Source organism: Clostridiales bacterium, assembly GCA_030016385.1.
In the GTDB taxonomy this organism is placed as follows: Bacteria; Bacillota; Clostridia; order Clostridiales; family Oxobacteraceae; genus JASEJN01.
In genome coordinates this window covers 21,024-36,935 of the sequence record JASEJN010000017.1, presented here as the reverse complement: position 1 = coordinate 36,935, position 15,912 = coordinate 21,024, and the positions used below count along the sequence as shown (strand labels likewise).

Annotated in this window: 14 protein-coding genes and 1 pseudogene; 6 read left to right on the top strand and 9 right to left on the bottom strand. The window is 40.1% G+C overall.

Annotated features, from left to right (window positions below):
* Positions 1–37 precede the first annotated feature (37 nt).
* Positions 38–547, top strand: coding sequence for a CDP-diacylglycerol--serine O-phosphatidyltransferase (gene pssA / locus QME45_05970; protein ID MDI6618211.1), 510 nt, complete (start codon positions 38–40; stop codon positions 545–547).
* A 31-nt stretch (positions 548–578) separates the two neighbouring features.
* Here pssA and QME45_05965 read toward each other — a convergent pair whose 3' ends face one another.
* Genes QME45_05965 through QME45_05955 form a run of 3 tightly spaced genes read right to left on the bottom strand, consistent with a single transcriptional unit; the run spans position 579 to position 3,179 of the window.
* The gene (locus QME45_05965) at positions 579–1,094 is read right to left on the bottom strand and encodes a DUF421 domain-containing protein (GenBank protein MDI6618210.1); all 516 of its coding nucleotides are present in this window, start codon (positions 1,092–1,094) and stop codon (positions 579–581) included.
* Positions 1,095–1,140: 46 nt separating this feature from the next.
* Positions 1,141–2,625, bottom strand: coding sequence for a glycoside hydrolase family 27 protein (locus QME45_05960; GenBank protein ID MDI6618209.1), 1,485 nt, complete (start codon positions 2,623–2,625; stop codon positions 1,141–1,143).
* 29 nt (positions 2,626–2,654) lie between these two features.
* Entirely contained in the window at positions 2,655–3,179 is a 525-nt protein-coding gene (locus tag QME45_05955) for a flavin reductase (protein MDI6618208.1), read from the bottom strand.
* A 410-nt stretch (positions 3,180–3,589) separates the two neighbouring features.
* Between QME45_05955 and QME45_05950 the strand changes: the two genes are divergently transcribed.
* The 5 genes from QME45_05950 to QME45_05930 all read left to right on the top strand — a co-directional run bounded on the left by QME45_05950 (position 3,590) and on the right by QME45_05930 (position 8,314).
* Entirely contained in the window at positions 3,590–4,351 is a 762-nt protein-coding gene (locus QME45_05950) for a sugar phosphate isomerase/epimerase (protein ID MDI6618207.1), read from the top strand.
* A gap of 19 nt (positions 4,352–4,370) precedes the next feature.
* On the top strand, positions 4,371–5,243 hold the full coding sequence (locus QME45_05945; GenBank protein ID MDI6618206.1) for a sugar phosphate isomerase/epimerase family protein: 873 nt from the start codon (positions 4,371–4,373) through the stop codon (positions 5,241–5,243).
* A gap of 15 nt (positions 5,244–5,258) precedes the next feature.
* Positions 5,259–6,419, top strand: coding sequence for a Gfo/Idh/MocA family oxidoreductase (locus QME45_05940; protein MDI6618205.1), 1,161 nt, complete (start codon positions 5,259–5,261; stop codon positions 6,417–6,419).
* A 203-nt stretch (positions 6,420–6,622) separates the two neighbouring features.
* The gene (locus QME45_05935) at positions 6,623–7,633 is read left to right on the top strand and encodes a uroporphyrinogen decarboxylase family protein (protein ID MDI6618204.1); all 1,011 of its coding nucleotides are present in this window, start codon (positions 6,623–6,625) and stop codon (positions 7,631–7,633) included.
* Between the two features lie 75 nt (positions 7,634–7,708).
* Positions 7,709–8,314, top strand: coding sequence for an FMN-dependent NADH-azoreductase (locus tag QME45_05930; protein ID MDI6618203.1), 606 nt, complete (start codon positions 7,709–7,711; stop codon positions 8,312–8,314).
* A 94-nt stretch (positions 8,315–8,408) separates the two neighbouring features.
* On the opposite strand, the gene QME45_05925 is transcribed toward QME45_05930, so the two are convergent.
* The 6 genes and pseudogenes from QME45_05925 to QME45_05900 all read right to left on the bottom strand — a co-directional run bounded on the left by QME45_05925 (position 8,409) and on the right by QME45_05900 (position 15,908).
* Positions 8,409–9,194: an alpha/beta hydrolase gene (locus QME45_05925; protein MDI6618202.1), complete on the bottom strand. Its 786-nt coding sequence runs from the start codon at positions 9,192–9,194 to the stop codon at positions 8,409–8,411.
* 19 nt (positions 9,195–9,213) lie between these two features.
* Positions 9,214–9,624: a thioesterase family protein gene (locus QME45_05920; GenBank protein MDI6618201.1), complete on the bottom strand. Its 411-nt coding sequence runs from the start codon at positions 9,622–9,624 to the stop codon at positions 9,214–9,216.
* A 75-nt stretch (positions 9,625–9,699) separates the two neighbouring features.
* A pseudogene (gene pyk, locus QME45_05915) lies at positions 9,700–11,115 on the bottom strand (pyruvate kinase).
* Between the two features lie 10 nt (positions 11,116–11,125).
* Positions 11,126–12,085, bottom strand: coding sequence for a 6-phosphofructokinase (gene pfkA, locus QME45_05910; protein ID MDI6618200.1), 960 nt, complete (start codon positions 12,083–12,085; stop codon positions 11,126–11,128).
* Between the two features lie 34 nt (positions 12,086–12,119).
* Positions 12,120–12,320: a hypothetical protein gene (locus QME45_05905; protein ID MDI6618199.1), complete on the bottom strand. Its 201-nt coding sequence runs from the start codon at positions 12,318–12,320 to the stop codon at positions 12,120–12,122.
* A 90-nt stretch (positions 12,321–12,410) separates the two neighbouring features.
* The gene (locus tag QME45_05900) at positions 12,411–15,908 is read right to left on the bottom strand and encodes a DNA polymerase III subunit alpha (protein ID MDI6618198.1); all 3,498 of its coding nucleotides are present in this window, start codon (positions 15,906–15,908) and stop codon (positions 12,411–12,413) included.
* Positions 15,909–15,912 lie beyond the last annotated feature (4 nt).

The window sequence follows — 15,912 nt, the reverse complement described above, 5'->3', positions numbered from 1 at the left end:
TAATAAAAAGAACACGACATGTGTTGGGAGGTTTCTGATGAATAAATTTTCTATTTGGAATATATTTGCTTATATAAATTTAAGTCTTGGGATAATTTCGATTATATTTTGCATTAACGGCAAAATTATGCTTTCATGTTTTTTCATACTGCTTGCCTCGTTATTGGACGGATATAATGGCAGGCTCTCAAGAAAATTCTGTCCTGCAAGTAGCCTCGGGAGGGAACTCCATTCACTATCAGACATTATATCCCTTGGTACGGCGCCGGCCATATTATTATGGAAATTATCCCTGTCGGGGCTTGGAATAATAGGCTATCTGATTTTGCTTATTTTCCCCATATGCGGGGCATACAAGCTGGCAAGATTTAATATTACACAGGTTGACAATGTTTATACGGGGATCCCTATTACAATTGCAGGCGCAGCATTGGCCTTGGACGGCATAGCCACAAAAAAAATAGGCATTCATACAGGGCTTACGGCGATACTTATGCTCCTCTTTTCATATCTTATGGTAAGCACTATAAAATTTAAAAAAATTTAATGCAAGGTAGAACAGGCGAAATACAACATTTTTATTCCTTTGTCTCCTGTTTTCTAAGCCGCCGCTTTTTTACAGTTCTGTTTTTAAATTCATTAGAAAGTATGCTTATATTTCCGTCAACTTCGAATATGGCAAGGTCGACTTCCTCTATGGTCGATACGCCATGCTCCCTTATCGCTTCCATAAGTTCGCTTCTTGTTACCTTTGCTCTCTCCATATTTTTTGTGCTGAGCTTTCCATTGTATATAAGCATGATAGGTTCACCCTGTATGACTTTGCTAAACCATGGAAACTTATAAAGTATCTGCTTTAATACATAATTCATCGCAAAAAGCGAAGCGGCGGCGACGATTCCTCCTCCTACCGTGGAATCGCTGCCAACCATCGCATTTTGTACAGCATTGCTTATAAGCAATATAAATACAAGGTCAATTACGCTGAGCTGGGCCAGTTCCTTTTTCCCGAAAAGTCGTATCGCAATAATTATAAATAAGTAAATAACCGATGAACTAAGCATTATTTTAAAATAGCCGCCCAAAAGTCCCATAATGTAGATTTCTCCTTAGCATAAATAAGACCTGAAATAATCATCCCTACATATTTATCAGAATAAACTGTGCACCATGCGCCGGTACGCCAATCGCAAACTCTTTGTCAAAATTGCCGATATCCTCATTTGCCCAGACATTTCTCAACCTCTTTCGGCCGTTTATTTTAAGATCCTTCCATGTAAAAGAAACTGTATCGGATTTTTCCGAACGGTTAAAAAGTCCTACGGCAATATTACCGCTATAAAGCTTCCTAACATACACAGAACTGTGATGAACAACATTTCCATCATCGTCGGTCTCTCTTATCTCTCTTAGACAGTGAGCCTGTCTTCCCAGCATATCCTGGCTTATCGAGAGCACTTCATCATTGCACAAAAGCCTCAAAGTGAAATCATCTAACTGGGTAAGATCGCATCCTATAAGAAGCGGAGCTGCAAGCAGCGCCCACAATGTAATATGGGTAACCTGCTCATCATGAGTGAGCCTGTTTTCCCTTACATCGCCCCAACCCAGTTTTCCTACTACCAGCATATCAGGATCATTCCAGTGACCCGGCATGCTATAAGGCGTCCATCTGTCTTGGGAAAAGCCTATGCGGCTCATGCTCTCCCACGTATCCGTTATGTCACCGGTTGTTCTCCAACAATTTGCAAGGCCGGCCCATTGCACTGCATCCTGAAATGGAGCACTATTTGAAAGGCTGTATGCGATATCGCGGCCGGATTCTTTCAGGGCATCATGCATCTCTTTGACATCCCTGACTTCCCATGGATGCCAGTCATATTTCAAATAATCGAACCCCCATTTAGCCCATTGCAGAGCTTCACCTTTCATATATTTATTTTTTCCAAAGTACCATCCTCTATCCAGATTTCTCTTGTCAAAATAACGTTCACACTCTCCATCCGAACAACCATTGCCATTTCCATAAGATTTAACCCATGGCGTCGAATAAATCCCGATCCTTAAGCCTAGAGAATGTACATAGTCGCATAACCTTTCCATATCAGGAAACTTCTTGTTGGCCTGTATGGCGTTGAACTCTCCTCCTCTTTCTCCCTGCCATCCGTCATCTATGTTGATATATGTAAAGCCGTGGGCCGCAAGTCCTGATGAAACCATCGCATCGGCTGCTTTTCTTACCTTATCATCGCTTACCTTCAGGGCGAAGCAATTCCAGCTGTTCCATCCCAGGGGCGGTGTCAGAGCAATATTATCACCTGCGATTATCCTAAGCTTTATGCTGTCGGCACCTATGCCATTTTGGACGGTTATCTTTACGATACCATCAGCTTCTTTTTTAGTCTTGCCGCTAATTACTCCTGTATTTTCATTTAAAGTCAATCCCTCCGGCAATCCCTCGGCTGTAAATTTAAGGGGCCTTTCTCCCAAGGCAGTTATCGGGAAAACCGTAGAAGCTCCAGCTTTTGTGCCGAATATATGAGGACATGTTATTCTGGGAGTTCCTTCATCCCATGGTCTGATCTTAGCCAACTTCGTCTCGCAGTTATTATTAACCGGTACCATAAATATATCACCCTTTCAAAAATGTTTTATTATTTGCAGTATTTTTTAATCCCTTCTATGGAAACAATCTCTCCAAAATATGATCTGTGGTAGTCATTGTTATAGCACTTGGCAATATAATCTGCCATGAACTTCTCCGGTTTAAAATCATCGCTGTATATCTTTTTGCACTCTATTACAAGCTCGGATTCATCAAATGCAGGGGCGTCGATTACATGCGATGGGATTACGGTCAGCCCTGTTTCCTTTATTTTATCGATATCACGTCCGGACCTTGAGCCCATGAAGTTAAGTCCCTTCCTGTATTTTTCAAGAGGCAGCGCGCAGACTGTAAACGAGCCGTACTTTTCCATAAATCCGTAGGTATAGCGAGTGGGACGCACAACTACCTGTATAAAAGGTTTTCCCCACATTATTCCCAGACTGCCCCAGCCTATTGTCATTGTGTTGTACGAATCTGATTTGAAATCGCCGGCTGTAAGCAAAAGTCCGCTGTTTATTAAATCAAAAACATTTACATTGAACTCCTTAAAAGAAATATTAACTCTTTCCATAGTTTACCTCCTCACATGATAACATAAATTTTTAATATTCCATTCAGAAACAATTTCATTTTTATATTATACAAATATCCAGTATTTTTCAATATAAATATACATATTCTTCAAATATAAAAAATGCATCCCCATCACAAGTGCAAATTGGGGCCGAAAGTTTGGCGAATCACAAATTTTAGATACTATATAACTTCAATTCGCAATCTGAAATCAGGCATAAATAGGATTATGTTATTTTGAGCGACGAATGAGTGCTCAAAATAACATAAGTTCATATTACAAATCGAAGTACTATATAAACTTTTTCTTTCAAAATACCACAAAAAGCAATATAATAATGAAGGAAGAGGATTATTTATTAATCCAAAATCATTCCATAAATAATATAATTTTTAGGAGGAATAAGTATGAACAAAGATTCTATCGCAGCTCAGCTTTATACACTGAGAAATTACATGAAAACTCCTGAGGATATTAAAAAGAGCTTGGAAAGGGTAAAAAAAATAGGCTATAATGCCGTGCAGGTTTCAGGAATCGGCCCAATCGAACCTGAAAGATTAAAGGACATTACGGATGAATTAGGTTTAAAGATTTGTGCAACCCATACGCCTTTTGAACGTTTTAAAAACGACCTCAGCGCCGTTATCAAGGAACACAAATTATGGGGATGCGAATACGTAGGGATTGGATCTATGCCCCGTGAATATGAAAGAAATGCGGCAGGATTCACAAAATTCGCCAAGGAATTTTCGGAAATTGGAAGGCGATTAGCTGATAATGGACTTCACTTCATTTATCACGATCATAAATTTGAGTTTGAAAAATTCGACGGTACAATAGGACTTGAGATATTATTAAACGAATCGGACCCGGATGCGTTTGGTTTTGAAATAGATACATATTGGGTCCAGGCTGGAGGCGCAAATCCAGTTGACTGGATTCATAAGGTAAAGGGACGCATGAAAGTCGTACATCTTAAGGATTTTGCAATTGTAGACGATAAACAGGTTTTTGCCGAAATAGGCCAGGGTAACCTCAATTGGCCCGAGATTTTAAAAGCCTGCAGGGAAACCGGCGTAAAATGGTATGCAGTTGAACAGGATACAAGCTTTAGAAACCCATTTGACAGCTTAGATATGAGCTTTAAATATTTGGAGAAATTAGTATAACATCCGGGAGGTACAGTTCATGGCAAAATTTGTCTTAAGCGTATTTGCGGACGAGATTGCTCCGGATTTGCAAGCTCAGATGGATGTGCTTGATAAATATGGCATCAAATATATAGAGATGCGCGGAGTAAACGGAAAATGCATAGTTGATTATTCGCTCGATGAAGTAAACGATATAAAAAAGCAATTGGATAAAAGGGGATTCGGCATCTCAGCGGTAGGTTCCCCTATAGGGAAAATAGGTATAAAGGATGAATTTGAACCGCATCTTAAGCTTTTCAAACATACGGTTCAAATTGCAAAGATCCTTGGCACAAAATATATAAGGATGTTTAGCTTCTTTATGCCAAAAGGCGAACCTCCCGAGAAGTACAGGGATGAAGTTTTAAGAAGATGGGGGGAATTCGTAAAAGCGGCTGAGGGAGAGGGAGTTATACTTCTCCATGAAAATGAAAAGGAAATATACGGAGATACGGCCGAAAGATGCCTTGATATTCTAAAATCCATCGACTCCGGCATCGTAAAGGCTGCATTCGACCCGGCTAATTTTATACAATGTGATGTTAAAACATATCCTGACGCATATGATCTTTTGAAAGATTATATCGTGCATATGCATATAAAGGATGCATTATACAGTAACCACGGCGTTGTACCGTCGGGATATGGCGACGGAAATGTAAAACAAATCCTAAAGAAGCTTAAGGATACAGGTTATGAGGGCTTCTTGACGATAGAGCCGCACCTTGCATCATTTAAAGGTTTTTCAGCCCTGGAGCATGATGCAAAAATAGATGATACATCGGGTGATGGGGCGAAAATGTTCAGTATCGCCTTAAGCGCTCTGTTAAAAATTTTAAAAGAAATAGAGCAGCCTGCTGAATTTGAATAAGGGAGGTTTTAGAAGATGGACAAAGTTAAAATTGGTATAATAGGCATTGGAAATATGGGAAGCAGCCACGCAAAAAATCTGATACAGGGTAAGGTGCCCAATGCAGTGCTTACCGCTGTATGCGATATAAACCCTGAAAGATTAAAATGGGCCAAGGAAACCCTGGGTGATAAAGTTAAATTATTTGATAATGCAGATGCACTTTTTGATGCTAAAGTTATCGATGCCGTAATTATCGCGGTACCTCATTATTTTCATCCCCCCCTTGCCATAAAGGGATTTGCGCATGGTCTTCATGTGCTCACTGAAAAACCTGCAGGAGTTTATACAAAACAGGTAAGGGAAATGAATGAGGCATCTTTAAAAAGCGATAGGGTATTCGGAATAATGTACAACCAGAGGACGAATCCGCTTTATCAAAAATTACGCGACCTTGTGAGATCTGGAGAACTTGGCGAAATAAAAAGGACAAACTGGATAATAACTTCATGGTATCGTCCGCAAAGCTATTACAACTCGGGCGGATGGCGTGCAACATGGGCAGGCGAAGGCGGAGGAGTATTATTGAACCAGGATCCGCATCAACTGGATTTATGGCAATGGACATGCGGAATGCCCAAAAGAGTGCGTGCATTCATGTCATTTGGCAAGTACCATGACATAGAAGTTGAAGACGATGTAACAGCATATGTCGAATATGAAAACGGAGCGACAGGCATATTCGTTACAAGTACCGGAGATTGCCCCGGTTCAAACCGTCTTGAAGTATCTGCAGACAGAGGCAAAGTCGTAATCGAGGATGGAAAGTTGACATTCTGGCGTCTGCGTACTCCTGAAAGACAATTCAACAGACAATACACAGGTGGATTTGGAGAACCCGAGTGCTGGAAGTGCGAAATACCAGTGAACGGTACTGGCGAACAGCATGTTGGAATATTGAAGAACTGGACAAATGCAATACTCCATGGCACAAAATTAATTGCCCCTGGAATCGAAGGCATAAACGGCCTTCAGATTTCAAACGCAATGCACCTCTCGGCATGGACGGACAAGTGGGTCGATATACCTGTGGATGAAGATTTGTTCTATGAAAAACTTCAGGAAAGAATAAAAACGTCCACATTTGTCAAAAAGACCAGTGCAAATAGAACATTAGATGTTACAGGCACACACTAACTTTTTAAACTTTTTTAATGGCTTATTGTCAAATATCAATAAGCCATTAATCTTATTTACTTGATAATTCCCTTTCCCGAAACAGGATAGCAGACTTCTGTATACTTCGAGCTTAATGATTGGAATAATATTCTTCAAATATAAAAATGCATCCGATGAAACAGCTTCAAAAATGTAAATAAATTTACATGGGGAGGTATATTATGCGCGAACCTGATTTCAATAATCTGTTAAAAGTTTTAAACAAGAAAGTTCCCGATCGACCCACGCTCTTCGAATTCTTTTTAAATGATAAGCTATACAGATTGCTTGCAGGATATGTACCGGAGTATGAGGATAAGTTAAAATATAATAAATTTTTAGTCGATGCCTTTAAAAATGCGGGTTATGACTATGCCGATGTTAAGGGGTCTGATTTTTCTTTCCCTGCAGGCTCGATACATCACGGGAAAACGATATCCCTCAATGAAGGTTCCGTCATCCATGACAGGGAAAGCTTTGAAAAGTATAAATGGCAAAATCCTGAAGACTATGATTATACTTGGCTCGATAAAATAAAGAACGATTTACCCGATGGCATGAAGCTGATTGTATGGGGACCAGGCGGAGTACTTGAAAATGTAACGAGCCTTGTGGGATATGACAACCTTTGCTATATGCTCTTTGAAGATCCTGAACTTGTACAGGATATATTTGACGCGGTAGGTTCAAAGCTGCTCAGATATTATGAGATTTGTTCCACCTTTGATTCTGTAGGTGCTTTGATTTCCAATGATGACTGGGGTTTTAACACATCAACATTGCTAAACCCCAAGCACCTCAGAAAGTATGTTTTCCCGTGGCATAAAAAAATAGTGCAAACAGCACATTCTGCGGGGAAGCCCGCGATACTTCATTCCTGTGGAAACTTAAAAAATGTGATGGAAGATATGATTGAAGATATGAAATATGACGCAAAACATTCATATGAGGATAAAATAATGCCTGTCGAGGATTTTTACGAGAAATATAATCCTCGTATTGCAGTGCTCGGAGGAATCGATGTCAATTTTGTTTGCCATTCAACTCCTGAAGAAATAAAAAAACGCTCCCGCGCTATGATTGAAAGGGCACAAGATCGTGGCGGTTATGCCCTCGGAACCGGAAACAGCGTGCCTGAATATGTGCCTATCGAAAATTATCTAGCGATGATATCCGTTATATCCGGAACTTGAAAAATACGGAAAATACTATATAATTGTTTTTATGGGAAATATATATACAAAAATAGTTTGGGGGCAATGAAAAAAATGGCTAAAGTATTATACATCAAAGCAAATGCAAGGCCCGAGGGTATATCGAGGACTTATAGGATTTCGGACAGTTTTATTGAAAGTTATAAAAAATATCACCCGCAAGATACCGTTATCACTTTAGATTTATACAAAGAGGGGATAAAATTCTTACCCCAGGGAAATTTGGATGAACTTCACAGGCCTAAATCCGGTGAGGGTAAAAACCACCCCATATTAAAATACGCTTTTCAGTTTTTGGAAGCGGATAAATATGTAATCGCCGAGCCTATGTGGAATCTAGGCATTCCTGCCATATTAAAAGCCTATATCGATTATATTTGCGTAACCGGAATTACATTTAAATATACTGCCGAAGGGCCGGTTGGATTGTGCAGTGGTAAGAAAATGATAAATATTACCTCTAGGGGCGGCGAATATTCTGCCGAACCTTTTAATGAATGGGAAATGGGAGACAGATATTTAAGGACGATATTCGGTTTTCTAGGGATTAAAGATTTTATTACCATTTCAGCGCAAAAACTTGATGTCATCGGTACAGATATTGAAAAGGAAGTCGAAAAAGCAATAGAAGAAGCAGTTGAAAAGGCCAAAACATTTTAAAAAAATCGGCTAAGTAAAATACAATATTGTTTTCGTCCAATGAATAAGCACAGTTCATGCGGCATCGATATGACTGCCGCATGAACTGTGCCATCTAGAATCCTATACTTCTCAGCCACTTCTCACATAGATGCGGCCAGTCTTCCACTTCATATACTCCCTTTGCAAGGCCAAGTCCGTGATCGCCTTTCGGGAATATATGCATTTCAAACGGCACCTTATTTTTACTGAGCGCGCTCGCAAAAAGCAGGCTGTTTTCAACGGGAACACACGAATCATTTGAAGTATGCCACAAAAAAGTAGGAGCAGTCTTTTCGTTTACCATATTTTCGCATGATAAATCATGCCTTAAATTTTCATCGGGATTTTTTCCGATCAGGTTTACCATAGAACCATCATGCCTGAATTTTCCAAAAGTTATTACGGAGTAGCAAAGTATCATGGCATCAGGCTTTGAACCCTCTCTATCCACGGGATCACCCTCTATTATACCGTTCTCCTTAAAATATGTACCAACTGTCGCAGCCACATGTCCACCCGCTGAAAATCCAAGTATCCCAACTCTCTTTGGGTCAATATTCCATCTGTTTGCATTATGCCTTACGAGCCTTATCGCCCGTTTTGCATCTATTGAAGGATATGGATGTCTGTAAGGTGCGACTCTGTAATTTAAAACAAACGCAGATATGCCTATGCCGTTCAACCAGCGCGCGACAGGCGCCCCTTCGTGATCGGCCCTCATAGTATAGCCTCCTCCGGGAACTACAATAATTACCGGCAAGGGCTTGTTTTTATCTATTAAATATGGTGTGATAGACGGTATTTCCGGGGATATTTCAGGATCAAATCCTGGAATCTTCCCCTCCCATAAATTAATCATTTAATTATCTCCTCAAAATCTATTTATTTGAAATTAATTTATAATAAATATCCGGCATAACCTTTTTTATGTTAACAGGCTTTAAGTTTTTATCAACGAATACTTGTACAGTATATCCATAAGACAACAACTCGGTCTTTTGATTATATATTTCATAATCAAAAGACAATCTAACACCTTTAAATTCCTTGAGTGCCGTCTTTACTGTTACAACATCATCATACCTTGCAGGCTTTTTATAGAAACAATGCGTTTCAATTACAGGAAGAAGTATGCCCTTTTCCTCTATATCTCTATAATTACAGCCAAGGGAGCGCATATAATCCGTTCTGCCTATTTCAAACCATATATAATAATTCGGGTGATAAACAATACCCATACGGTCTGTTTCCGAATATCTCACCCGAAAGCTTATTTCATTTACATACATATTCTCACCGCCTGAGGATAAACTCTTTCCGATTTTTCTTATGTTTTTACCAAATATATTTAATTACATTCCTCAAACCATATGCACTTTTATCATATTTGTCGCTCCCGTCAGACCAACCGGTATGCCAGCAGCAATTACAACAAGTTCGCCTTTTTTTATGAATCCGGTCTCAAGTGCGCGATTGACAGATACATTTATAACTTCATCCGATGTTTTAACCTTTTGTGTCAATACCGGATAGACTCCCCATACGACTGAAAGCTTTCTCGCAACGCTCCATGAAGGCGTAACTGCGATAATAGGCTGCTTTGGCCTGAATTTGGACACTCTTTTTGCAGTAGCCCCCGTCATTGTAGTCGTTATTATTGCACTCACTCCAAGTTCCGATGCTGTTGTACATGCAGCATAGCTGATAGCATCGGGTACGTTTACACAACCTGTTATCTTTCTTTTCTCGAGCATTTCTTCATAATTCAATGCAGATTCAGTCTTTTCCGCGATCCTTGCCATAGTCTTGACAGATTCGACAGGATAACGCCCGTTTGCAGTTTCCCCTGAAAGCATTATACAGTCGGTACCGTCAAAAATGGCATTCGCGACATCAGTCGCTTCAGCTCTCGTTGGCCTTGGGTTTCTGATCATCGAGTCAAGCATCTGCGTAGCTGTAACTACAGGCTTTCCAGCTTTATTGCACTTTTGTATGACCATCTTCTGTACCAGCGGTACCTCTTCAACCGGAATTTCAACTCCAAGATCCCCTCTCGCTACCATTATGCCGTCCGAACATTTTATGATCTCATCGATGTTTGATACACCTTCACGGTTTTCTATCTTCGAGATAATCAGTATCTTATCCTTGGTGTTGTTTTCAACCAGGTTCCGTATGGCCAGCACATCTGAAGCACTGCGTACAAAAGACGCTGCAATTATGTCCACGCCGTTTTCTATCCCAAATAATATGTCATCCACATCTTTTTCTGTCATCGCAGGTAAATTTATGGTTACTCCAGGCAGATTTATACCTTTATGATCTCCTATGATGCCTCCATTTAATACGGTACATTTTATATCGCAGCAATCATCTACGCCGTCAATTCTAAAACCTACAAGCCCGTCATCTACAAGTATCGTATCACCGGGTTTAACATCATATGGCAAATTTTTATACGAAACACTGCATATTTTTTCATCGCCTTCTACTTCTCTCGAAGTAAATGTAAAAGGCTGACCTTCATTAAGCTCTACCCGCCCTTGTTTGAATATACCCGTCCTTATCTCAGGACCTTTTGTATCAAGTATGATGGCTACAGGCAAGTCGAGCTTTTCCCTGAGCATTTTTATATTTTTTATCCTGCTTCCATGTTCATCATGGTCGCCATGGGAAAAATTAAGCCTTGCTGCATTCATACCGCTTTTTATGAGCTGTTCAATGATCTTGGGATCCTCGCTCGCAGGACCTATTGTACAGATAATCTTTGTCTTCTTCATAAAAGCCTACCTACATCGACAGAACACGGGCAAGTTCTAAAAGATCATAATCGATTTCCTTTTTCATATCCAAAGCTTCATTGATATCTACATCCACAATCTTATTGCCTCTTATTCCTACCACCCTTGATGAAGCATTTTCGGATAAAAGATCTACTGCCTTAGCTCCAAGTCTGGATGCAAGTATTCTGTCAAAAGCAGTCGGGCTTCCGCCTCTTTGAATATGCCCAAGTATCGTCGCCCTTGTTTCCAATCCTGTAATCTCTTCGATACTTTTTGCTATCTCGTTTGCATGCCCTACGCCTTCGGCAACTACTATTATGCTGTGAAGTTTTCCTCTTAGCTTCCCTTCAAGTATGGATTTACATACTTCGTCTATGTTAAACTCAACCTCGGGCACGATTATATTTTCGCTTCCGCCTGCAAGTCCAGCATACAGCGCAATATCACCGCAGTGTCTGCCCATCACTTCCACTATACTTATTCTTTCATGGGAAGTCGATGTATCCCTGAGTTTATTGATCGCATCAAGCACAGTATTCACGGCCGTGTCAAATCCTATGGTATAATCGGTATATGCAAGGTCATTATCTATCGTACCGGGTACGCCGATAGAGGGAAAGCCAAGTTCGGAAAGTTTCTGCGCCCCCCTGAAAGATCCGTCTCCCCCTATTATTACAATGCCCTCGATTCCAAATACTTTCAAAATGTTTGCTGCTTTTTTTCTGCCTTCATCGGTCTTAAATTCCTCGCTTCTTGCAGTGCGGAGGATTGTTCCGCCTCTTTGAATAATATCTGAAACAGATGACCTGTTCATTTCTACTATTTCACCGTTTATCAGCCCATCATATCCACGCCTTATTCCCATTACCTTTAAATTCTTATCGATCCCCGACCTAACGACAGCTCTTATGGCTGCGTTCATCCCTGGGGCGTCTCCGCCGCTTGTTAATACACCAATTGTTTTCATATTATTCACCTTTCTCTTGACGGAATTTATCCGTTTAATAATCCTTTTTTAATTGTTCCAATATAATACATGCATCTTCAACTTCTGTCTCAGGAACAAGTATTTCATGAAGTCCGTCATTATTTTTATTTCTGCTTATTTGACGGGTTTTTACAAATACTCCCTGATTAGCCAGCATATTTTTCAATTCCTTTGCCCCTTGCCTGCAGCGAGCTACATATATTACTGTCCACACAATTCAGGGCCCCCTTAAAGTAGCCTGATTATAATATAAAAAAATACCCCATAATATTTTAATAGATTTTGTCTATTTATTCAAGAAAATCTAACATACCTTTACATTTTCTTTGCCCAAAATGCCGTATAATTTTTTTAGCATATTCTGATCTATTTTCACCCATAAACTTCTGCTTGCTATACTTACTGTTTTGTTACTGTTTTTTATATCCTCAACGCATAAATATACGGGCGTATCACCCTTGTAAAAGGCCAGAATGCGCTTCACTCCGGGCATTGTCATGCTATACCTGTCGGATTGTATTCTCAGGTATAGTTTCGTACCTTTTATTTCGTCACTTTTTTGAAGCTGCTTAATATCTTCCGCCAGCAATTTAGGTGTATCTTCCTCCCTTATGCTAAGTCTTCCTTTTATGAGCACAAAGCTGTCTTCCTGCACAAGCCTGTTGTACTTTTCATATACTTTCGGAAATACTAAGACTTCTATGGATCCATACATATCATCAAGCATGATAAAGGCCATCAGGGTATTATTTTTTGTCGCTTTTATCTTTACAGATGTTATTATTCCACCCATCGTCACTTTTTTATTATCCAACTGAAAAATACTTTGCTGGATCGCATCGCCATTATATTCATTACTATCGGCAGGCATTATTTCAGATGTATTGATAGTCGTATATTTTTCAAGCTCCATACTATATTCGTCAAGAGGATGACCGCTAAGATAAAGACCTGTCATCTCTTTTTCCATGGCAAGTAAATATTTTTTGCCAAATTCACTGATGTCCGGTACAATATCCTTTATTGAGTCATTCTTTTCGCCTACCGTATCAAACAGGCTTATCTGCCCGTCTATATTCCTCTTTTTATCCTGACTTATACTGTCTATAACCTGCTCATATATAGACAAAAGCTGTGAACGGTAATGCCCGAGGGAATCAAATGCACCCGCCTTTATAAGGCTCTCAACAGCCTTTTTATTCAAATCTCCCCCTGTTACTTTCCGGCAAAAATCCGTAAAGCTCTGAAACTTTCCCTTGTCTTTTCTTGCCGTAATTATGGAAGCGATCGCATTTTTGCCTGCACTTTTCACAGCGGCCAGGCCAAATCTTATCTTGCCGCCGGATACTGTAAATGTTACATCGCTTTCATTTATATCGGGAGGAAGCACGCTTATATTCATTTTTTTACAGCATTTGATATAAAAAGCTACTTTATCGTTATTACCCATAACACTGGTAAGCATTGCTGCAAAAAACTCCACAGGATAATATCTTTTGAGGTATGCCGTCTGATATGCAACCACCGCATATGCCGCAGCATGGGATTTATTAAACCCATAGCTTGCAAAGTCCGTCATTTGGTCGAATATGTCATTTGCATCCTTTTCGCTTATTCCGTTTCTGACAGCGCCGGGTACCGTTACATTGCCATCCTTATCGACAATGCCGTATATAAAGTTTTTTCTCTCTTCTTCCATGACCTTGTGCTTTTTCTTTGCCATCGCCCTTCTCACAAGATCCGCTCTTCCCATGGAATAACCTGCTACATCCCTCACTATTTGCATAACCTGTTCCTGATAAACCATACATCCGTATGTTCCATCCAGAATAGGTTTGAGCTGCGTAACCTTATATTTGATACGTTCGGGATTATTCTTGTTTTCAATATACTTGGGTATTTCGGCCATAGGACCCGGCCTGAAAAGGCTTATGCCCGCTATTATATCCTCAAAGCTGTCAGGTTTTAGCTCCTTCATAAACTGCGTCATGCCGCTGGACTCTATTTGAAACACTCCCTGGGTATTTCCCTCGCTTATCATTTTGAAAATTTTCGGATCGTTATAATCCAGTTTGTCAAGGTTGATATCTATACCTTTATCAGCTTTTATCATTTCAATTGCGTCTCTTATGACCGTAAGCGTCCTCAGCCCTAAAAAATCCATTTTCAGAAGTCCAAGTTCCTCTAATGTTCCCATTGTATACTGGGTAACTATCGTATCATCGTTTCTGGCAAGAGGGACGAATTCGTCTACCGGCGCCGCCGCAATGACAACTCCGGCGGCATGCGTTGAACTGTGCCTCGGAAGCCCTTCAAGAGTCTTCGATATATCTATCAGAAGCTTAATCTTCTCATCTTGTTCGTACATTTTTTTAAGCTCCGGATTCATATTCATAGCCTTATCTATTGTCATGCCGGGTTCAAATGGTATCATCTTGGCTATGCCATCGACTTCTGAATACGGAAAGTTCAATGCCCTTCCGACATCACGTATCACTGCCCTCGCTGCCATCGTTCCAAATGTTATTATCTGTGCAACTCTGTCCTTTCCGTATTTTGAGATGACATAATCTATAACCTCCTGGCGTCTTTCATAACAAAAATCCGAATCGATATCAGGCATTGAGACTCTTTCGATATTTAAAAAACGCTCAAAAACGAGGTTGTATTTTATAGGGTCGATCTTGGTAATCCCAAGGCAGTATGCGACCATGCTCCCGGTTGCGGAACCACGTCCGGGCCCTGTGATAATGCCATGTTCCCTGGCAAATCTTATAAAATCCCATACTATTAGGAAATAATCTACGAATCCCATTTTTTCTATAACGCTCAGCTCATAATTGAGCCTGTTTTTTATATTATCCGGAGGATTATTCCCATACCTTTCTTTCATTCCCGCATGGCAAAGTTCTCTTAAATAATCTACGGCATTTTTGCCCTCTGGAACATCAAACTTGGGAAGATGATGCTTCCCGAATTCTATTTTGATATTGCATTCATCAGCTATCTTTACGGTATTCTCTATAGCTTCAGGTACATATTCAAAAAGCTTCGACATCTCTTCAGGAGATTTCAGATAAAATTCATCTGTTTCAAATCTCATCCTGTCTTCATCATCCATGGTCTTTCCTGTCTGTATGCATAAAAGAACCTCGTGTGCCTTTGCATCGGCCCTGGTCAGATAGTGGACATCATTTGTGCATACTAACGGTATGGACAGTTTCTTTGACATCTTTATCAATTCTTCATTTACTTTTTTCTGCTTTTCTATTCCATGATCCTGAAGTTCAAGGTAGAAATCCTTCCCGAATATACTCTTGTATAAAAGAGCCGAAGATTCCGCTCCCTTTATGTCCCCGTTTGTTATGTATGTCTGGACTTCACCTGCAAGGCAGGCACTCAGCGCAATAAGACCCTTTGAATACCGCTTCAGCAAATCATGGTCAACTCTGGGTTTATAATAAAATCCATCTATAAATCCCTTTGAAATGAGTTTTATTAAATTTTTATAGCCCTCCATGTTCTTTGCCAGAAGTACAAGATGGTAATAGCCGCTATCTATACCCGGGTCCTTGTCGTACATAGTCCGTTTTGCCACATATACTTCGCAACCTATTATCGGTTTTATTCCCTGGGATACAGCTTCTTTATAGAATTCTATAACCCCGTAGGCGGCACCATGATCTGTTATGGCAATAGAATCCATCCCGAGTTCCTTTGCTTTCGATATCAGATCCTTTATCCTTGCCGAACCATCAAGCAAACTATACTCCGTATGAACATGAAGGTGAACAAATTTCATTATC

What these genes read in the sequence shown, in the direction of transcription:
- pssA (MDI6618211.1), top strand. Translation starts at nt 38, where the DNA reads ATGAATAAATTTTCTATTTGGAATATATTTGCTTATATAAATTTAAGT.
- QME45_05965 (MDI6618210.1), bottom strand. Translation starts at nt 1,094, where the DNA reads ATGGGACTTTTGGGCGGCTATTTTAAAATAATGCTTAGTTCATCGGTT.
- QME45_05960 (MDI6618209.1), bottom strand. Translation starts at nt 2,625, where the DNA reads ATGGTACCGGTTAATAATAACTGCGAGACGAAGTTGGCTAAGATCAGA.
- QME45_05955 (MDI6618208.1), bottom strand. Translation starts at nt 3,179, where the DNA reads ATGGAAAGAGTTAATATTTCTTTTAAGGAGTTCAATGTAAATGTTTTT.
- QME45_05950 (MDI6618207.1), top strand. Translation starts at nt 3,590, where the DNA reads ATGAACAAAGATTCTATCGCAGCTCAGCTTTATACACTGAGAAATTAC.
- QME45_05945 (MDI6618206.1), top strand. Translation starts at nt 4,371, where the DNA reads ATGGCAAAATTTGTCTTAAGCGTATTTGCGGACGAGATTGCTCCGGAT.
- QME45_05940 (MDI6618205.1), top strand. Translation starts at nt 5,259, where the DNA reads ATGGACAAAGTTAAAATTGGTATAATAGGCATTGGAAATATGGGAAGC.
- QME45_05935 (MDI6618204.1), top strand. Translation starts at nt 6,623, where the DNA reads ATGCGCGAACCTGATTTCAATAATCTGTTAAAAGTTTTAAACAAGAAA.
- QME45_05930 (MDI6618203.1), top strand. Translation starts at nt 7,709, where the DNA reads ATGGCTAAAGTATTATACATCAAAGCAAATGCAAGGCCCGAGGGTATA.
- QME45_05925 (MDI6618202.1), bottom strand. Translation starts at nt 9,194, where the DNA reads ATGATTAATTTATGGGAGGGGAAGATTCCAGGATTTGATCCTGAAATA.
- QME45_05920 (MDI6618201.1), bottom strand. Translation starts at nt 9,624, where the DNA reads ATGTATGTAAATGAAATAAGCTTTCGGGTGAGATATTCGGAAACAGAC.
- pfkA (MDI6618200.1), bottom strand. Translation starts at nt 12,085, where the DNA reads ATGAAAACAATTGGTGTATTAACAAGCGGCGGAGACGCCCCAGGGATG.
- QME45_05900 (MDI6618198.1), bottom strand. Translation starts at nt 15,908, where the DNA reads ATGAAATTTGTTCACCTTCATGTTCATACGGAGTATAGTTTGCTTGAT.